Consider the following 19,033-nt stretch of genomic DNA (forward strand, 5'->3'; position numbering starts at 1 on the left):
TATATTTTAAGAGAAACACTCAAGTAGATAGAATTATCACATGATTTTTATTTTTGTACTTAAGAAAAATAGATAGCCTTAAATAAGAATAAATATATTGAAGTAAGGATAATAGAAAAAATCAGGAATATTTTGTCCTGTTATCAAAATATAGAATGGATTTGTTTCATGAAAAATATCTTCTAAAAAGATATATATACAATCAATATTTTTTTCAAAAAAGATGGTTGTAAGCCAAACAAATTGGTATAATAGAATGAATAGATGTTATTACGAACAATGGAGGATGAAGTTATGGAACAGACCTTGTATTACGGAGGGCCAGTAATTACCATGGAAGGAAGCCAGATAGCAGAGGCAGTCCTGACCGAAAATGGTATCATCCGTTTTGTAGGAAAAATAGAAGATATTGCGGATACAGATATTGCAGGCGCTCGATTAGTTGATTTGAAAGGAAAAGCATTGCTACCTGCATTTATTGACAGTCACAGTCATATTACCGCGTTGGCTACCACTATGGGTATGGCTTGCCTTTCCAATGCCAACAGTTTTCAAGAGATAGTAGATATTCTGAAAAAGTCCTGTAACCAGTTAAAAGAAGGCCAGTGGCTCATCGGATTTGGGTATGACCACAATAATCTACAGGAGAAACAGCATCCTGATAGGACTGTATTGGACCAGATTTCTACTGAAATCCCTATCTTGATTAGCCATGTTTCCGGACATATGGGGGTAGCGAATACCATGGCGCTGAAAGAGATGGGGATCACCCAACAGTCAGACGATCCCGTTGGTGGAAAAATTGGTAGAAATGAAGATGGCAGTTTCAATGGGTACTTAGAAGAAAACGCCTTTTTTATGGGAAGTTCAAAAATTCCATCCCCAACGATGGAGCAGCAATTAAATCAATTGAAACAGGCAGAAGAGGTTTATCTAAAAAATGGGATTACGACAGTACAGGACGGCTTAACCAAGCAGCCAGAATGGAGCCTGTTGCAAACAGCATCTGCGCAAAAACAGCTCACTGTAGATATAGTAGCCTATCCAGATTATATGCAGGCAAAGGAATTAGTGCAGAAAAATAAACTATATGTAAAAAACGACTTAAACCACCTGAAAATTGGAGGATATAAGCTAATTTTGGATGGTTCCCCACAAGGAAAAACCGCATGGATGAGCCAACCTTATGAAGGGGAGTCCAGCTATTGTGGCTATCCGGCTCATACAGATCAGGAAGTATTAGAATGCCTGTCTACCGCTTTGGAAGAAAAACTGCAAGTTTTAGTCCATTGTAATGGGGATGCGGCTGCCCAGCAATTGATTGACCAATATAGGTTGGCAAAAGAACAAACTGGCAGCACACAAAATATCCGTCCTGTTATGATACATGCTCAGACTGTACGGAAAGACCAACTAAAACAGATGGCTGAATTGGATATGATAGCCTCTTTTTTCATTGCCCATACCTATTACTGGGGGGATATCCACTGTAAAAACTTAGGGCAACGAGCAATGTCAATCAGTCCTGTCCAATCTGCCATAGAAAACCATGTTGTATATACATTTCATCAAGATACCCCCGTACTTTTACCAAATATGATGGAAACTGTCTGGTGTGCGGTAAACCGCATTAGTAGACAGGGGACGGTAATCGGACAACAGGAAAAAATTTCAGTGTTAGATGCGTTAAAGGGAATTACCATAAATGCTGCATACCAATATGGGGAGGAACGGAAGAAAGGTTCTATTAAGATGGGAAAACGAGCCGATTTTGTAATCTTAGATCGGAATCCGCTTAAGACTCCAAAATTGGAGCTCAACCAAATTCAAATATTACAAACCATCAAAGATGGAATACCAGTATATCAATCCTTTCAAAATAAAAAATAAAATATTTTAAACTTAAGTAAAGAAAAAGGATATCCAAAAAAATCTGGATATCCTTTTGTAATTGATTTTGAGCTATTTCAAGTTAACAATGAGAGTATGCTATTTTAAATTTTTTCCGATGGAGTACGCTTTTTTCATAATGGCTCCGTTTTCTTTCAGGTCCGAATCCCCACCAACCACAATTTTTCCAGCCAGCTCCATCCCTTTAGCGGTGAATAAACTGAGGTACCAGTCATAATTGGCTTGATATTTTTCATAATTTTCTGGGGCTCCTTGGGCAAACACACCAATTAACTGGATACCCGGTTGTAATCTTGAGGAACGGTCTTGGTTTGTCATACAATAATGACGGTTCATAAATGTAATCATCTGGCCGGAAACCTGGGAGTAGTAATTTGGAGAAGTAATCAATAGTGCGTCACAGTGATGCAATTCATTATAATAATCTTCCATCCCATCATGAATAATACAGTCCGTACCATTTCGGCGGCAACTTCCGCAGCCAATACATCCTTTTAATTCCATCTGGAATGTTTCGTAAATGACAACTTCATATCCATTTTCTTTTGCACCACGGATAATTTCCATTGCCACTTTTTTGGAAGCGGATTGTGCTCTGGAACTTCCTAATACAGCTACTAATTTTTTCATGCGAGACCCTCCTTTTCATTACTTCTATTGTATGACAAAATTTTATGTATTTCAATGCTAATGCGAAAATATGTGAAAAATGACGATAAAAATCAGGTTTAATGAAAAAGAAAACCAGAACACTTTATAAAAATAAGGAGTATATTATGTTGCTTTTTCACATAGATCCGCAATATAATACTATAAAAAACACTTGTTGTTTCTACCAATAGTTTGCAAACGTTTTCCCATGGTAAAAACAGAGCGTTTATTTTGCTTAGGTTGATAAGAAAATACCGTTACCAAACAATCCGATTAAATAATGGCATTTTTTATAGAAATATGTACTACCTTTCCATCACCTTTTCCGGTAATTGTGATTTGTTGCCTTTTTTGTAACGCTTCAACCGCATCTTGCGGCTCTTTATAAAAATAGTATAGAACTTCAATCATAGTGTATTCATTCCGTCCATCTTGTAAAATAAGATATAAAGGTTCTAAAGCGTGTGTGGTGGATTGCCAAGGTAAGCAAACTATATCAAAGGAATCGACAGGATAGTATCATTATTTTGGATTAACGAAAAAACTTTCGGTATTTGAACTAGATGATCTACTATTCGAAATGGGAGAAAAAGCAATTGTCATATTTGATTCGTAAAATAGAAAAGAAGGATGGGGAATAGGATAGAATATTATCGTTAAAATTACAGTTTTTCCAGTTCAAATGGAAGGACAAAACAAAAAAATGCACAAAATATTATTGTTTTTGATAAAAATTATAGCGAATAGGTTGACTGAAATTGATTTGTTTGTTATTATGAAATGGGGAATTGTTGAACTAGAAAAGATAGGGCGAACGACTGATATTATTTTATCAAATACAAAGGAGGTTTTCCACAGTGGTACAGCAAAATAAAGCCGGTTGGTTCAAATGGATTAGCGTTATTTTGGCTGTTTTGTTGGGGTTCTCTTTTTTTACTTTCGTATTATATTGTATATTGTGTATTCATTCTACCCATTTGTCCTATAAAGCTGTCCCTTCTAACCTACAGACAGTTCCCATGATGGCTACATCCCATTCTCACCATATCATAGGACCAGAAGCTGTATTGGATGTAAAAGCCACTACAGAAAGTAACAATGATACAGATATCGAATTATATAAAGACCACCCTAATGAAAATAGGCAGTTTCAAATCACAGATCTCCGTCCAGGAGAAACTATTACAAAAAATATCCATATTAAAATTTACCATAACCAAAAAATAAATTTGTATTACAAAACAGAGATTACAGCTCAAACTGACGCGATAGCGGATCACCTGACGATTCGTGTCGTCTCTATGGAGGACAATTCTGTTTTATATGAAGGGAAACTATCTGCCTTTTGTGGGCAGGAGCTTGCTATATCTGTGAATAAGAATGAACAGAACGTAACGATTCAGGATTTCCGTATAGAACTGGTAGTAGATGATTCCGTCAATTCAATAGAGAATTCATCCGAGATTGAGTTGGCAGCGAACTGGTATGTAAAAGAGGATGTTCCCAGTAATGAAGATAGCGGTATTATCAATCCCCCAGCTACAGGAGATTTACCGCCTATGTCAATTACCATTATTCTTGCAGGTACTTTATTATCCCTTGGTGTAGTAGCAATGATTTGTAAAGAAAAGAAAGACAAAGAGTAACCATAGAAGCAATTACCCCTCAACTATAGTAAACCTGTAGTTGAGGGGCTTTATGATAATAAGCACATACTCTTTCTATCTTGGAAAGGGCAGGCTGTTTTCTATTATAGAAAACAGCTATACCTTCCATATCGTTTTTGTAACAGACAGAATTTGGAGGAGTTGTTGTGCTGTTACGCAAGTTTTTATGGGAGTGGATTTTATAAAGACTGATTGATTATTTTAGTTACTGTTTTAGAAGGATATTTTTATTTAAGATAAATCTTTCCACTCAATAATATACAATGTGATATAGGGTTTGGAAAGGGGTTATATGGTAGTACTGAAATAGCTCCATTTCATTAAATTTCTTGGTTTCAGCTCAAAATTTATTTTTGCGTTGTGTCTTTTGCATGAATAAACAAATAGAATCATTTGTATTTTGATTTGACTATGAAAATAAACTGATGCCAATCTGATAAAATAATGTAGTATACAAAAATGAAATCACATCCAGCACACAAACGAATTCGTTTGTGTTTTTTTATTGTTATAGAATCCACTGGATATGCCGGTGGAGGCTCTCGCCCAAAAGCTTTACTTTAAGCATCGAGCGAAGCGAGCTACTAACAGCAATCTTATCGTAACGAAAAAACTATCGTTGGAAAGAATTGCTCATTTACGGGCAGCAGTACAAGTGATGCAAAAGACAGATATTTCAGTACATCTTTAATGCTTTCTGGTACTATGCCCTTCTAGGGCTTACTCAAGCCACCAGCTTAGCTGGCGATCATGACTCCTATTTACTGGACAATTGATATACTTCATCCGAAGCTTTCGCAACCGCTGGAGAGTGGGTAACTAAAATGACACATTTTCCATCTTGATGCGCCAGCCGCTGGAAAATATCCATAATCTGGTCTTGGGTTTCCCCATCCAGATTCCCAGTGGGTTCATCTGCCAAAATAATTTCTGGATGGTAGGAAAGTGCTCGAGCTATAGCAACTCGTTGCTGTTCTCCACCGGATAATTTTAAAATCCGCCTTTTCGCTTTGGTTTCATCTAATTCAACACTTTGCAGCATACGAAGGGCATACTCATTTTTGTTTTCGTATTTTTTCCCTGATAAATCCATGGATAGGCGAACGTTTTCCAAAGCTGTCAAATGGGGAAGCAGGTTAAAACTTTGGAACACAACCCCAACATACTGGCTACGGTAACGGTATTTATCCATTTCGGCTATATCATTTCCCTCAAACAGGATTTTTCCTGAAGTTGGCTTTGCCAATCCTGACAATAAAGAGAGTAATGTTGTTTTACCTGCTCCAGAACGTCCAACAATCGAATATACCTTTCCTTTTTCAAATTGATAACAAATATTTTGAAATACTGAGGAAGATCGTTCCCCATAAGAATATCCTAAATGGTCTAATGTTAATACACTCATTTTTATTTCCTCCTTATACCCGGTTAGTTAAAATTTTAAGTGGTTCATAACGCATGACAAATCCTACTGCAACACAGCTGGAAACAATGGTAAGTAAAATACAAATTCCCATCAATTCTAATACTACCGTCATATTGGTAGCGGAAGAAATCTCGTCCACATAGTTGGTCACCTTTTGTCCAAATCCTGTAAACCCTCCCTCTTCGGGCTGTACACCACTATCCGGTTGTTGTCCACCAGGCTGGCCGCCTTCCATTGGGATTCCTTCCATCATTCCAAAGTTTTCTTGCTGCTGGGTTTGCTGTTCCTGTTGGGCTGTGACTTGAGTTTCCAGCAATGCGTTTGTTGTTGGGACGGATAACACAGCGCCAATTCCTGTGCCGATTAGGATAGCTGCCAATGTAACGGTAAACATCTCCATAATAAATTGGATAGCTACTTTCCATTTTTTCATGCCAATGGCAGTTAAAACTCCAATTTCGTATTTGCGTTCCCGAATTTGGAAAATGCTAAATACCACTAAGATAATACCACCTATAATTAACACAACAATGACAAAATAACTTGCGAATTTACTTAGGTTTTGAAGGGGAACTAAGCTTTGTTCATATTGTTCCACATCTGTGGATACCACCGTATAATCATCGCTTAATCCCATTGCTGTAACATCCTGCTGGAAATTTTCGTAGCTTTCCACATTAGAGAAAACGTAGGTTCCAGATGTCTGGCTACGTAAAGCGGTTGTCAATTCCATTCCTGTAGTTGAATCCGTGCTTGTTTCTGCATTGGCAGTGGATTGATCCAATATTGCCTGTAAGCTGGATGCTGTGGTATAAATCTGGTTTGCTGGATCGGATGCAGCTTGGAATCCCCTCATATCGGTTCCATTTACTGCGGATTCACTGTTAGTATAGATCCCTGTGACGGTAAAAGAGTAGGTTTCCTCCTCATTATTTGGATTTACCAATGTAATGGTATCTCCAACGGAAACCTCGTTATAAGCGGCAAGTTCATCACTGATAATACACACAGTGTCCGAAGTGGTTTCATCAAATATTTCCCCATCGGATATTTTACAGCTGCCATCCACAAAAGAGGTCATAGCGGAATAGGAGCTGTATCCAATTACAGTAAAATCCCCCTGCGATCCCATCCCTCCTGGAGGTATCATTTCACCATTCATATTGCCACCTGGCATCACCATACCACCTTCTGGCTGTTGTTGTGTAGTTCCCGTATCTGTTTCTGATTGGGTCGTTACTGCCTCCAGGCTATCGTTACCGTTTAGCGAGGAGGAAATGGTATAATAAAAATCTTTTACATAGTTAGAAGTCGCATAATTTTGCAGTTCGCTTAATGGGAGTTCTTGAGTTTGTTGGAACATCTCTTTTAGATCCCCACCATTTTGCTCCATATTCTCCATCATTGCCTGACGGTTGACAGAAATTTGGGCTGTTACCTCTAAATTTTCAATCCCACTTTTCCTGGCAGATTCCGCTGCTTCCCGAATGGAAAGGGCAATACAGCTGGAAACTGCAATTACAAGTACAATAATGCCAATTAAAATATTCCTTGCTTTCGACCTGGAAATACTAATAAGAGCGTTTTTTATCATCAACATAGACATTCTCTCCCTTAAATTTTAATCTGGTATTATTATAATAGGGTTATGTGTTCAACTAGTGTGGGATAGGTGATTGACTGGTGTTAAAAATATTAATTTTTTATGACATAGTTATAACGCAATCAATAATAATTAGTAAACAATATAGGATAGTCTACCAATTAATAGGCTGCATAGCCACTGAAAGGAGTATCAAAGCACAGCCATAATATCCCACGCCATCCATCTATCGAAAAAACCTATTTTTCAAACAGACCAAAGCTAGCACCAAACTGCAACACGATCTATCTAATCACAACAAAAAACAGAGGCTCAGCCAGAGCCTCTGTTTTTCCAATGTATCTCTATTATTTTTGCAAAGATGTTTTATTTGGCATATTACAGAGCTTAATAAAACAGATAATTGCGGTAAATAAAAATCCAATCCCTCCAAGGATACCAATCAGATCAGGACCCAAAAATGGATTTGTGGGTTGACTCATTAACAGGGTGGAAGGAGCCCATAAATCCATACCATTTAGTGCTGCATGGAAAACCACAGGAACCCATACGGATTTTGTTTTCAGAAACAGATAGGATTGTATAGTGCCAATCACTAAGCAGAATAATACCATGGCGAAAACTTCCAAGACAGGGCGTTCCGTTCCATAATTATATCCCATGGCGATAATGGGGGCATGCCATAATCCCCAAATAATACTGGACATCAATGCCGCCATAGGGACCGAAAACGTATTACATAGTTTTGGAAACAAATATCCTCTCCAGGCAAATTCCTCCCCAAAGCATTGTATCAATCCCATGATTGGGTTGATGAGGACTGCCATAGGGATCATGGTTGCCAGTAATTTTAGATATTCGGGCAGGGTGGTAACACCGGATTCAACCGCAAATTTAGAACCCAATGGGTCAAACTGATTTGGAAATACGAAAAAATAAACCGCAGCCCCAATCAAGGCAATCAACGGGACAACAAGATAAGCGCCAAGATACCACTTAATATTTCCTCGAAAACAAGGGCTTAAATATAATCCTTTCCAGCCTTCTTTCGTAATGAGCCTAGTTAATATTACGCTAATTGCTGGTGTCATCATTAAAATGGTTAACAATACAGCATTGTGGCTGAAAAAGTAAGCTGTACTGAATATTGCCAAAAAGGCAAGGGCAAACCCTGCAAAAATGATAAGCCGTTTTGTTTGTTTTTTTCCCATAGGGATTCACCTGATTTCTAATGGGAGGAGACAGCAATCGAAATATCGCCGTACTCCACTGTTGCTCGAATTTGATTTTGACTGGACATATTTTGAGAAATACTTTGAGGTTGCTCGATACCGTTGATTTCCACACAACCTTCCGCGGATTCCAATTGATATCCATAAGAGGAGGAATCCATGGTAGGATGGAGGGTAACATCGCCTTCAACGGCATTTAAACTGGTTATACCCTGAAAATCACCTGTTAAGTCCATGTCTCCATAGTGATTGATGATCTGCATTCCTTTTGTTTGGCAGGATACCATATCAAGATTTCCATCTTCTATAGAACCTTCTATCATTTCAAACATGCAGTTGGAAAAAGAAGTATCCCCATTGTTGGTAATATGGACTAGTTTTGTAGTAGTGACATGATTGGCAGATATATCACTGGTATCCAATTTATTTTCCCATTGTGTTGTAGTTACATCCTGTAAATCAAAGGTAGCTGAATCACCTTCTAGTGTTAATCCATCTGTTTTTAACCCTGCAATGGTAATATTTCCACCGGATACAACAGTAGTTGTTTGAAAATTGGCGTCCGATGGATAATAAATTGTAACCTCACCCCAATAATAGGGTGCCCCTGCGTTTATAAAGGAAAAATCCCAATTCAAACCGAGGTAGTTTTCTGATTGCTGTACTGTGAGGCAGCCATCCTTGATTTCCCAGGTAATGGTTTCGTTATTGTCTTGATAATGGGTTTCAATTCCGTAATGGTCGGATGGTTCTAATTTTACAGAAGCGGATCTTGTATCAATCGAAATACTGGTAAACTTTTCTAACTGTTGTTGATCGCTTATGACCTTCGTGTCGCCTTTTATGGCATGGACCCCTGTGGTATTTAATACAATATGTTTACTTGCCCCCATGGTATATCCGATAGCTGTTAGAATGAGGCCTACCCCAAATATAACTCCAATTACTGTCCATACTATTTTCATGGATCGTTTCATCGTTCCATAACTCCTTTCTGTAAATGATGGATTGGCTTTTTAATATATTGCATTCCTTGTTTTAGAAACCATCCAAATAATAAAATGGAAATGCATCCAATCCCTATGAAAGCACCAATGATCTGTTTTATTTTGTACATGATTTACCTCTCCTGTGGGATAAGAATTTTTTTGATAGTGTTACAAGGCCACGTACCAGCTGTTTGCTCAGCCATATTGTAAAAACGCAAAGAGCCATACCAATCGTTCCGCACAACAATCCAATTCCCAAGAAAAACAAACAAGTTGCCGGATCTGAAGCAATCAGCATTAAGGCGACCACCGAAGTAAAAATCCCCATTGCCACCATACTAATTGCAGTGATCCCGATAGAAAGAACAATGGCAAAGGCGCATACCGCTAAAGCGAGGATTATCGATACCATCGCAACCGCAATTGGTATTGCGATCGGGGAAGCAAAAATAGCTAAAATGACAATCCATAGAATATGGAGCCCCTTATTGGAACCTTTATTCAACTCTTTTACCGCAAATTCACCAATCATATCCGCAGCAATCTGGTCTGGGGAGCCCAACTCTTGGATAACTTCCTGTTCCTGTTCTGGGCCAGCTTCCTCAAAATATTCTTGGTAATAAAGCATTATATTTTCCCGTTCCTCTTGTGGAATACGGCGCAACCGTTTTTCAAGGCGGGCTAAAAATTGTTCTTTATTCATCATCACCCAAAACCTCCCCTAATAAAATAGATTCTATTGCTTTTTTATAATCGTCCCATTCCTGTAGATACAGCGTCAGCCTTTCCTGTCCTTCTACGGTAATCTTGTAATATCTTCGGTTCCGTCCATCCATAGGCTGATCGTATGTAGCGAGGAATTTTTCTTTTTGTAGCCGTCGAAGTACTGGGTACAAAGTGGATTCCGAAACATCAATTGTTTGTTTAATCTGCTGTGTTAAGCTGTAGCCATAGGCGTCCCCACGGCTTAAGGCAGCTAATACACAGGCGTCCAATAAGGATGCACTAATTGGAAAAGCCATGTTTCACACTCCTTTTTATTAGTTTAACAATATTATATATCATATAATATTGTTTTGTCAATATAATAAGAGGTAAAATTTTTATTCCATAAAAATACATTATTTTAACCAGTTTTACGAAATGGAAATGATTTTTCCTTTTGGACATGTTACACTTTAAAATAAACCTATTATTTTAAAGGAATATTAGCCATTGTTCAACGTACCTGTTACGATACAAAACAGCGGTACAATGTAAAACAGTCTGATATGATAATTTTTCTATCAGGGAAACGCAAAAAGTGAGGTGTCAATATGAATCTATTGTTAACCGACTGTCCTGTCAATCTGCCGTTTGTTGATAACAAGACCAATCGGTATCTTGACCTATCCCAATTAAATATAAAAAACTGTATTGGATGTTTTGGATGCTGGACCAAAACACCTGGAAAATGTGTCATCCGGGATGACGCTACAAAAGTTTATCCCTTGATTGCGAAGAGTGAAAATATTATTTATGTGAGTAGAGTAAAATTTGGAACATATGATGCCATCATGAAAACCATGTTGGAGCGGGCAATCCCTATTCAAAAGGCGTTTATCCAATTACATCATGGAGAAACCCACCATATGCAAAGGGATGTTGTGGAAAAAAATGCTGTTATCATCGCCTATGGCTGTGATAATAGGGAAGAACAGGATTTGTTTCAGCGTCTGGTTGCTAGAAACGCTTATAATATGCGGTTTCAAACACATAAAGTTTTATTTGTTTTCAAAGAAGAACTGGAACAAGCGATAATACGAGAGGTGGAAAAATGGGAAAACTTTTGATTATAAACGGAAGCCCCAGGGCACCGAAATCCAATTCTAAGCAGTATGTGGCCCTATTCCAAAAATACTGGAACGGAGAATCCTCTAAAGTCAATATTACACCAAAAAACCATACGGAGATTTGTGAGGATATGGCCCATTATACCGATGTTTTGTTGGTGTTTCCACTATATGTGGATAGTATCCCTGTCACACTCCACAACTTTTTAAAAACACTGGAGCAGCATCCGCCAAAACAAAAACCAAGGATCAGTATGGTTGTCAACTGCGGTTTTCTGGAACCAGAACAGAACCAAATTGCGGTTGAAATGATTAAGCTGTTTTGTAAACAGCAAGGGTATCCTTTTTTGTCTGTGCTGTGTATAGGAGGCGGAGAGGCAATCTTAAATACTCCATTTCGGTTTTTGGTTAAAAGGAAAATAAAACAATTGGTGAAGTCGGTGGCATCCCATCAAAGCTTATCATTTCAAGTTACTATGCCCATCTCTAAAGAAACCTATTTAAAAGCATCCACAAAATATTGGATCCGCTATGGGGCAAAAAATGGAGTTACCAAAGAGCAGATGGACACTATGGAAATAGAAACCAACTAAAACAAAAACGTCGCATTTTATGATTTTATTTCACCATAAAATGTGACGTTTTATATTAACTAGTACAATATAAGAAAATCTAATAATAGAATAATAGAGTATTATTTATTACAATCTAAAAAATTTGTAAGTTATCTGTTTTATAGCTTCATTGCGCTGGGATAGGTATAAGTTCGTTATTAGCTAATATTTTTTCCGTTTAAGTCCGAGAATCAATCCTAATGCTGTCACTGTACCAATTACAAACAGGAAACTCAAAGTGGAATCACCCGTTTGAGGGATTAGTTCCTGTGGTTTATTTTGATCACCATAATTTGTTTCCCCTGTTTTCTCCACCAAAACAATTTCTTCCAGGTCGTTCAACTGTACCTTGCCTTGGTTGCCCAGCATACCATAATCCTGTGGAACTGGCTCTGCATCTCCAGTAAACTGCCAAATTGGGCTGATTAAACCATTTACCAATGCTGCGTTAATCAATGTACTCGCTGTAGTAACCGTAATGGTATTTTCGCCTTGCCGTAAGTAAGGGGCAAGGTCTACTTTGGTATCAAATTGGTTAGCTGGTGGTAAGTCCATCCCATTTACCGCAATGCGGAAACTGCTGTTTGCAACTTTTCCTAAATCGAATACAACATGGTCTGCAACGGTTTCCATTGTCACTGTTGTTGAGTATCTACCAATACCGGATACATTCTCCATCCCTTGGATATCACGCCATGGGATGAGGGTTTCCATCGAAACCGGCTCCAACATTGTTTTTGCAATGATGGCGTTGTTGGATGGATCATCACCAGGATGCCAACTTTCTACTGAAAGTGTCCAGCTATTGATCGAAACAGGCTGGTGTTGCCCTTTCCCTGTTACTGTTTTTACGGTCCCATCACTGAGCACAACAGTATGTGTTTCGTTGTCCTCTAAGACTGCAACTAGTTCACCATCCTCATTGTAATCAACTTCACAATCGCTCTGAACTGCATGCACCGAAGGGATTGGATATTCTGTCAATTGGTCGGATGTGAATGCGTATAAACAGGTTCCGTAAGCCGGTACTGTCACGGTTATAGTTGTTTGGCCTGATTTCTGCTGGTAAAGGGCAACAGGCTGGATACTACCATCCCATGCATTCAGTTCATATGGGGTTCCTTCAGCATCAAATGTAATGGTTTGGGTGATTGGCTGGGAGGATGGATTATACAAATAGTAATAATCATTGTTTCCATCTACATTGTGGTAGCTGGACAATTCATTGGCGGACTGGTACTGGGTATCTGGCATAATGCCTGCGCCTTTTAAAGCGGAAACCAACTGGGTTTCTGTATCCAACAAAGTAGTGTTGGCATGGTTCTTGATTTGTTCCATTACTGCTATCAGTTGGCTATCCTCCATTGAATCCCCATAAGACGGTGTCATAGAAGGTGTTTTCCCAATAAAGAATAATTTAACACCTTGGTCAAGGTAAGATAGCATTTTTTTCGCTGTATCAAGAGGCATGTAGTCCTCGTTATCAACTACTAATGCCTTATAGGATGGACCCTCTGGCGCAATCACACCATCTTTGGCATTTGCTGTATCCAGGTTTAACAAATAAGGGCTGACAAAATCATAGGAATAGCCGTTTTCTTCCAGATCAGGAGTTACCATATCCTCAATTACCTGAACCTCAAAGTATTCAAAGCGGTAATAGGCAATATCCACATCCTGGTGACCCTGCCGCAAAACATACTGATTTCTGGCAACATACCCCATACTATCCGCGAACTGGGTAAAACCAGGTGTTTTGTCCCATGAATTAGAGAAAAATCCACTCATTCCATCATAGCCGCCCCAGTTGCCTTCGTATTTGCCTTGGTAAACGCCATTGTTACTATATCCATGGACTACAGAAAGGTTTACGCCAGCAGCCATATTGGAATTGATCATATTCAATAAATCAGAGGTACTTTGTTCATATGCTCCGCTGCGTAATGGTGAAAGTTCAGAAGAATAAACTTCTTTTCCAGTTAGGTTTACCATACCTGTCTGCATCCGGTATCCATCCCTTGTTCCAGAATCCATTAATTTAGGGGATCCATTCCCGGGCAATTTCGCAAAATATAAGGATTCTGTTTCCGCAATCCCAGCCTGTGCAGCAGATTGAGTCATTTCCATTGGAGCACCGTAAGCTACTTGGCCACGATAATCCCATCCATGGCTTTCGCACCATTGCTGTAATGATTCAATATGGTTTTCGGTATACAAATCAGTTAGAGTTTGGTAGTAATCCATCCGTACACGTTCTCCCATTGTGCTTTGGGTATCAAAAACAGCGGGATCATCGGTTGATGGACGGTTGTTAGTATCAAAATGTAATCCGGGGACAAAAATCAACGGCAAATATGGTGTTAAATCATATCCACGCCGGTCTTTGAACTCTTCCAACAATTTTGGCGTCCAAAGATAATCAGGGGAAAGTTCCAAAGAATCCTCAAAGATTCCATCTACAATTTGATTTTTCTCATCCCCCCAGGTAATCATCCTGGTATCCCAATAATCTGTTAAAGCTTTTGTGGCCTCTTTGCTAAAATGGTCGATTGGTGGATATTCTTCATCGCTGGCGCTCTGCATATAAAATGATAGGATAATCCAATTCCCCTGATCCGGAGCGGTCCATTGGATGGTATTATCCTGCTGGTTAACCTGGCTGGTCAGTACAGTAAAGGAATCCTCTTTTATATACTGTGTCTCGGCGGTTTGCACTGATTCATCCAACTGCACAGCAACCACAGCCAGCAAGCTATCTGTATTGGTCTGAACCTCCGGGGCAGGAATTGCCCCGTTGTATTGTTGCCCAGATGCAATCGCTTCGGTCTTTCCATACCCAATCTGTTTGATTGCCAGAGGGTCATCACAACTTTGAATTGCAGGTGTGACAGCTGGCCATCCAGATGAAATAGTGAACGTTAAATGCAGCCCAAGATGTTTTGCTTCGTCCAAAGCAATCTCCATACTGGCTAGCCAGTTATCACTGCCCCAGCTGGTTCCATCTTCCCCGTCAAAAGAACTGCCTTTGCAAATGATTTCCGCACCTCCAAATCCGGCATTTGCAATGGATTGTATTTGGGAACGGATTTCTGTTTCGTCCACCAGCCCGTTGGGCCACCAGTAACGGATTTGCGGTTTTGCTTCATTGCTTACATTGGTAAAGCCAGCTACAAAATCCGATACTTTGGTTTCTGTTGCCTGTGCAGGACCGGTTAAAATACTAGCGCCCAATGCCAATGCAGTTAAAACAGCAAGTAGTTTCTTTGCCTGCTTCCATTGTTTCTTCATCTTTATTTTCCTTCCTGAAATATAAATTTCAACTTAGCAGCCATTGACAAACCCAAATGATTGCTTTATAATATCAAAAACAGTTAATATTACTAAAAGTTGATATATTTATAATATCATTTTAGCAAATAAATAGATATTTAAAAAACATACCTTTTAGGTTGTTTTTTGGTATATTTTTAAAGGGGGAAGTAAATGATGGAACCATTTATTGAAAAAATATATCATATCACAATTGACCGATTTTTGTTTAACGCTTCCCGCATGGATCAATTTTCTTTACAGGAAAATGGAGTTGATATTCTTCAGCAAAGTTCTTTTTTTGATTCAGATGCAGAAATTTTTATCAATATGCATCTTTCCCTTTCCCAGGTAAAGGAGAGATTACCTAATTTACCACAAGATAAGAAAAAAACACCTTTCCATAAACACGATTTTTACGAAATGATTTATGTTTACCAAGGTAAAGTAACAAACTATATTGACTCCTGTCAAACGGTAAAAGAATTAAATTTAAAGCAAGGGGATCTATGCTTACTCACCCCAAATGCAGCGCATCAATTGCAGGTTGAAGGCGATTGTAATATTATTTTTAATATTCTTGTGAAAAAAACGTTATTCCAACGGCTGGCACAGGAAATTTTAAGCCACGATAACCCTTTTAACCACTTTCTAATCAATTCTTTATTTGAAAAAAACCAGGAAGAAAGCTATTTGCTGTTTTCCAAACAGTTATGTAATACCATTGATCAATCTGTCTTACAGCTGATAAAAGAGTACGCAGAAACAGGAAACCAATACTTTTTAAAACTCAACGGATATTTGATGATCCTTTTTTCCGATTTGTTAACCGCTTACCAGAACTATCTGGATGAAAACAGTATCCAGCAAGTATGCCACCCTAAAATATCTGAGATCCTCTCCTACATCATTGAAAACTGTTCTACTGCCACCTTAGAAAAAACTGCGGAACAATTCCATTATAATCCCCAATATTTAAGCCGCTTGCTCAAACAATATACTAACCAAAGTTTTTCTAGTTTTAGGAGACAGATCCGCATGGAACGGGCAACCTACCTGCTGACCCATACTGATCGTCCGATTCAGGAAATTATCGACCGTTCCGGCTTTGAAACAGCATATTTTTTCCGTATTTTCCATGAGAAATACCACATTTCTCCCTTGGAATATCGAAAACGCTTTACAGTATTATAATTTATCCTATTGTTTTTCACATTTGTCATAACAACACTGGATAAAACAAAAAGCTTATCAACAATTCCCTATAAAAATGTTGATAAGCTAATTTACCTCAATTGTGCCAACAAACGGTCTTTTATCCTGCTAGAAATGATACTAAAAATTAACATACCCATATTAAGGACAATGATTTTTTCAGTGTATAACTCTTTATTTTAGTTTTTAAAATTACCAGTGAGCAGGTGTAGTCCTTTCAGGAAGTTAAGTGGTTATCATACGGACACCTAAAACGGACTGAATTTTATTCTGTAAAAATACTGTCCATTTATTTGTGGTGTTCCGTTATACAAAAATAGACCTTCAGGTTATTTCCCTGAAGGTCTAATCTATTTATGAGAGATTACATTAATATGCAACGCCTTGAGCAATCATAGCGTTTGCAACTTTGTTAAATCCTGCAATGTTAGCGCCAGCAACCAGGTTGCCATCTACGCCGTATTCTTTTGCAGCTTCATAAGAAGCTTTGAAGATATCTTTCATGATACTTTGCAATTTTGCGTCTACTTCTTCAAAGGTCCAGCCATAACGCATGGAGTTCTGGCTCATTTCCAAACCAGAGCAAGCAACACCGCCAGCATTAGCAGCTTTAGCAGGTCCGAACAGAACGCCAGCAGCCTGGAATGCTTCAACAGCTTCTGGAGTAGAAGGCATGTTTGCACCTTCTGCTACAGCCATAACACCGTTTGCAATCAGCTGTTTTGCTTCTTCGCCATTTAATTCGTTCTGGGTAGCACATGGCAGAGCAATATCACATTTAATGCTCCAAATGCCACGGCAGCCTTCTGTATAAGTAGCGGAAGGAACGCGTTTTGCGTATTCGGAGATTCTTCCTCTTTCCACTTCTTTAATTTGTTTTACAACGTCCAGTTTGATTCCTTCTGGATCGTATACGTAACCCTGGGAGTCAGACAGAGCTACTACTTTTGCACCTAGTTCAGTTGCTTTTTGGGTTGCATAGATAGCAACGTTACCAGAACCGGAGATAACAACAGTTTTACCTTCAAAAGAAGTGTTCGCCATATGGGTTAACATTTCTTGTGTGAAGTAGCACAGTCCATAACCTGTTGCTTCTGTTCTTGTCAAGGAACCACCATAAGTCAAGCCTTTTCCGGTTAATACGCCAGTAAATTCGTTGCGTAAACGTTTATATTGGCCAAACATAAAGCCAATTTCACGGGCACCTACGCCGATGTCACCAGCAGGAACGTCAGTATCAGCACCAATATGTTTGCTCAATTCTGTCATAAAGCTCTGGCAAAAACGCATGATTTCCCCATCGGATTTTCCTTTTGGATCGAAATCAGAACCACCTTTACCACCGCCCATTGGCAGGGTTGTCAAGCTGTTTTTAAAGATTTGTTCAAAGCCCAAAAATTTGATAACGGAAGCACAAACAGTTGGATGGAAACGCAAACCGCCTTTGTAAGGGCCAATTGCGGAGTTGAACTGTACACGGAAGCCACGGTTTACCTGAACGTTACCGTTATCGTCAACCCAAGAAACACGGAACTGAATAAAACGTTCTGGTTCTACAATTCTATCGATTACACCAGTTTTTTCGATTTCTGGGTTTTTTTCTACTACCAATTCCAAAGATTCAAGAACTTCTCTTACAGCTTGCAAAAATTCTGGTTCATTAGGATTTCTTTTGCAAACGGTTTCGTATACGTTTGCCAAATATGTACTTTTAAAAGCCATGGGTTTTGCCATCCTTTCTTTAGTTAAATGATTTGATCTACAATTTAGATTATAACCTTTCAACCTCCGAAAATCAAGAGGAAAATCAATAAAATTTAGATTCTTATTTAAATTTTGCAAAGAAACGTTAGTTTCACATAAAAACCATATTATCACAAAAAGTTTTTTTGACAAACTGTAAAAACGGAAAAGCTTTTATTTTTGGTTTTTGCAATTTTAAAAAAACAATATTGCAATAAATGATTAAAAAATTTTTTATAAATTTGGTTTTACAAGCGAGTGCATCTTCTTGCCCACCATTATCCGGTAGATCCCCAACAAAGAACGAATATTTACAAACATTTGTTTGATTTTCAAGAATAGATATGGTATCCTATATTTAATAGAAAAAAACACGATAAAGGGGTATTCCGTTGCAAACACAACAATTTTTGGTGACATGGATTGATCCACAACAGGACAAAACCAAATGCTTTCAAATCAGGGAACAAGTATTTGTAAAAGAACAGGGTTTCGAAAACGAATTTGATGAAATAGATGAAACCGCATACCATCTGTTAATTCAGGCAGGGGAGAATCCCATTGCAACAGCAAGAATTTTTCAGCAAGATGATAAATGGATGATTGGAAGGGTTTGTGTGATACCTCCTTATCGAAAACACGGTGTTGGTCGCATTGCCGTAGAGGAGTGTGAAAAACAAATCCAAGTACTAGGAGGACATTCCTCCCATTTAAGCGCACAGCTCAGGATTCAGGGGTTTTATGAATCCATGGGATACCATGCCGAAGGGGAGCCCTATCTTGATGAATTTTGTCCCCATATCGCAATGTCAAAACAACTGGATTGATTGGAGGGATTGTT

The 19,033-nt window shown here is 38.6% G+C and carries 17 protein-coding genes; 6 read left to right on the plus strand and 11 right to left on the minus strand.

All coding sequences use genetic code 11. The features are described from left to right. The first annotated feature begins 294 nt into the window (after window positions 1-294). On the plus strand, window positions 295-1,890 hold the full coding sequence (locus tag BQ2683_RS04620; RefSeq protein WP_069987582.1) for an amidohydrolase: 1,596 nt from the start codon (window positions 295-297) through the stop codon (window positions 1,888-1,890). 99 nt (window positions 1,891-1,989) lie between these two features. Here BQ2683_RS04620 and BQ2683_RS04625 read toward each other — a convergent pair whose 3' ends face one another. Beyond that, complete coding sequence (locus BQ2683_RS04625) at window positions 1,990-2,541, minus strand: flavodoxin family protein (RefSeq protein ID WP_069987583.1); 552 nt, start codon at window positions 2,539-2,541, stop codon at window positions 1,990-1,992. A 294-nt stretch (window positions 2,542-2,835) separates the two neighbouring features. Continuing rightward, entirely contained in the window at window positions 2,836-2,973 is a 138-nt protein-coding gene (locus BQ2683_RS13350) for a hypothetical protein (protein WP_159427351.1), read from the minus strand. Window positions 2,974-3,419: 446 nt separating this feature from the next. On the opposite strand from BQ2683_RS13350, the gene BQ2683_RS04630 reads away from it, so the two are divergent. Further along, entirely contained in the window at window positions 3,420-4,208 is a 789-nt protein-coding gene (locus BQ2683_RS04630) for a hypothetical protein (protein ID WP_069987584.1), read from the plus strand. Window positions 4,209-4,986: 778 nt separating this feature from the next. Here BQ2683_RS04630 and BQ2683_RS04635 read toward each other — a convergent pair. The 7 genes from BQ2683_RS04635 to BQ2683_RS04660 form a co-directional block, all read right to left on the minus strand. Further along, window positions 4,987-5,634 carry an ABC transporter ATP-binding protein gene (locus tag BQ2683_RS04635; RefSeq protein ID WP_069987586.1) on the minus strand — a complete coding sequence of 216 codons (648 nt, stop codon included), beginning with the start codon at window positions 5,632-5,634 and terminating at the stop codon, window positions 4,987-4,989. Window positions 5,635-5,647: 13 nt separating this feature from the next. Next, the gene (locus BQ2683_RS04640) at window positions 5,648-7,255 is read right to left on the minus strand and encodes an ABC transporter permease (protein WP_069987589.1); all 1,608 of its coding nucleotides are present in this window, start codon (window positions 7,253-7,255) and stop codon (window positions 5,648-5,650) included. Window positions 7,256-7,605: 350 nt separating this feature from the next. Further along, on the minus strand, window positions 7,606-8,469 hold the full coding sequence (locus BQ2683_RS04645; protein ID WP_069987591.1) for a CPBP family intramembrane glutamic endopeptidase: 864 nt from the start codon (window positions 8,467-8,469) through the stop codon (window positions 7,606-7,608). A gap of 17 nt (window positions 8,470-8,486) precedes the next feature. Next, window positions 8,487-9,467, minus strand: a complete 981-nt coding sequence (locus tag BQ2683_RS04650) for a DUF4097 family beta strand repeat-containing protein (RefSeq protein WP_069987593.1) — start codon at window positions 9,465-9,467, stop codon at window positions 8,487-8,489. Beyond that, window positions 9,464-9,607, minus strand: coding sequence for a hypothetical protein (locus BQ2683_RS13355; protein ID WP_159427352.1), 144 nt, complete (start codon window positions 9,605-9,607; stop codon window positions 9,464-9,466). Before BQ2683_RS13355 ends, BQ2683_RS04650 begins: the two co-directional genes overlap by 4 nt. Next, window positions 9,595-10,185 carry a DUF1700 domain-containing protein gene (locus BQ2683_RS04655; protein WP_069987596.1) on the minus strand — a complete coding sequence of 197 codons (591 nt, stop codon included), beginning with the start codon at window positions 10,183-10,185 and terminating at the stop codon, window positions 9,595-9,597. The genes BQ2683_RS13355 and BQ2683_RS04655 overlap by 13 nt, the downstream gene beginning before the upstream one ends. Continuing rightward, window positions 10,175-10,501, minus strand: coding sequence for a PadR family transcriptional regulator (locus tag BQ2683_RS04660; protein ID WP_069987598.1), 327 nt, complete (start codon window positions 10,499-10,501; stop codon window positions 10,175-10,177). Before BQ2683_RS04660 ends, BQ2683_RS04655 begins: the two co-directional genes overlap by 11 nt. Before the next feature lie 294 nt (window positions 10,502-10,795). Here BQ2683_RS04660 and BQ2683_RS04665 point away from each other — a divergent pair, with 294 nt between their 5' ends. Beyond that, window positions 10,796-11,311 (plus strand): flavodoxin family protein, encoded by a 516-nt coding sequence (locus tag BQ2683_RS04665; protein WP_069987600.1) that lies wholly within the window; start codon window positions 10,796-10,798, stop codon window positions 11,309-11,311. Next, on the plus strand, window positions 11,296-11,904 hold the full coding sequence (locus tag BQ2683_RS04670; RefSeq protein WP_069987602.1) for a hypothetical protein: 609 nt from the start codon (window positions 11,296-11,298) through the stop codon (window positions 11,902-11,904). The genes BQ2683_RS04665 and BQ2683_RS04670 overlap by 16 nt, the downstream gene beginning before the upstream one ends. A 183-nt stretch (window positions 11,905-12,087) precedes the next feature. Here the strand turns inward: BQ2683_RS04670 and BQ2683_RS04675 are convergent, their stop codons facing one another. Next, the gene (locus BQ2683_RS04675) at window positions 12,088-15,213 is read right to left on the minus strand and encodes a glycosyl hydrolase (RefSeq protein ID WP_069987604.1); all 3,126 of its coding nucleotides are present in this window, start codon (window positions 15,211-15,213) and stop codon (window positions 12,088-12,090) included. 195 nt (window positions 15,214-15,408) lie between these two features. Between BQ2683_RS04675 and BQ2683_RS04680 the strand changes: the two genes are divergently transcribed. After that, a complete protein-coding gene (locus tag BQ2683_RS04680) occupies window positions 15,409-16,428 on the plus strand; it encodes an AraC family transcriptional regulator (protein WP_069987606.1) in 1,020 nt (339 codons plus the stop codon). A gap of 390 nt (window positions 16,429-16,818) precedes the next feature. Here BQ2683_RS04680 and gdhA read toward each other — a convergent pair whose 3' ends face one another. After that, complete coding sequence (gene gdhA, locus BQ2683_RS04685; protein ID WP_069987608.1) at window positions 16,819-18,171, minus strand: NADP-specific glutamate dehydrogenase; 1,353 nt, start codon at window positions 18,169-18,171, stop codon at window positions 16,819-16,821. Between the two features lie 413 nt (window positions 18,172-18,584). Between gdhA and BQ2683_RS04690 the strand changes: the two genes are divergently transcribed. Continuing rightward, the gene (locus tag BQ2683_RS04690) at window positions 18,585-19,019 is read left to right on the plus strand and encodes a GNAT family N-acetyltransferase (protein ID WP_235843884.1); all 435 of its coding nucleotides are present in this window, start codon (window positions 18,585-18,587) and stop codon (window positions 19,017-19,019) included. Window positions 19,020-19,033 lie beyond the last annotated feature (14 nt).

It is taken from the genome of Massilioclostridium coli (assembly GCF_900095865.1).
In the GTDB taxonomy this organism is placed as follows: domain Bacteria; phylum Bacillota; class Clostridia; order Oscillospirales; family Ruminococcaceae; genus Massilioclostridium; species Massilioclostridium facile.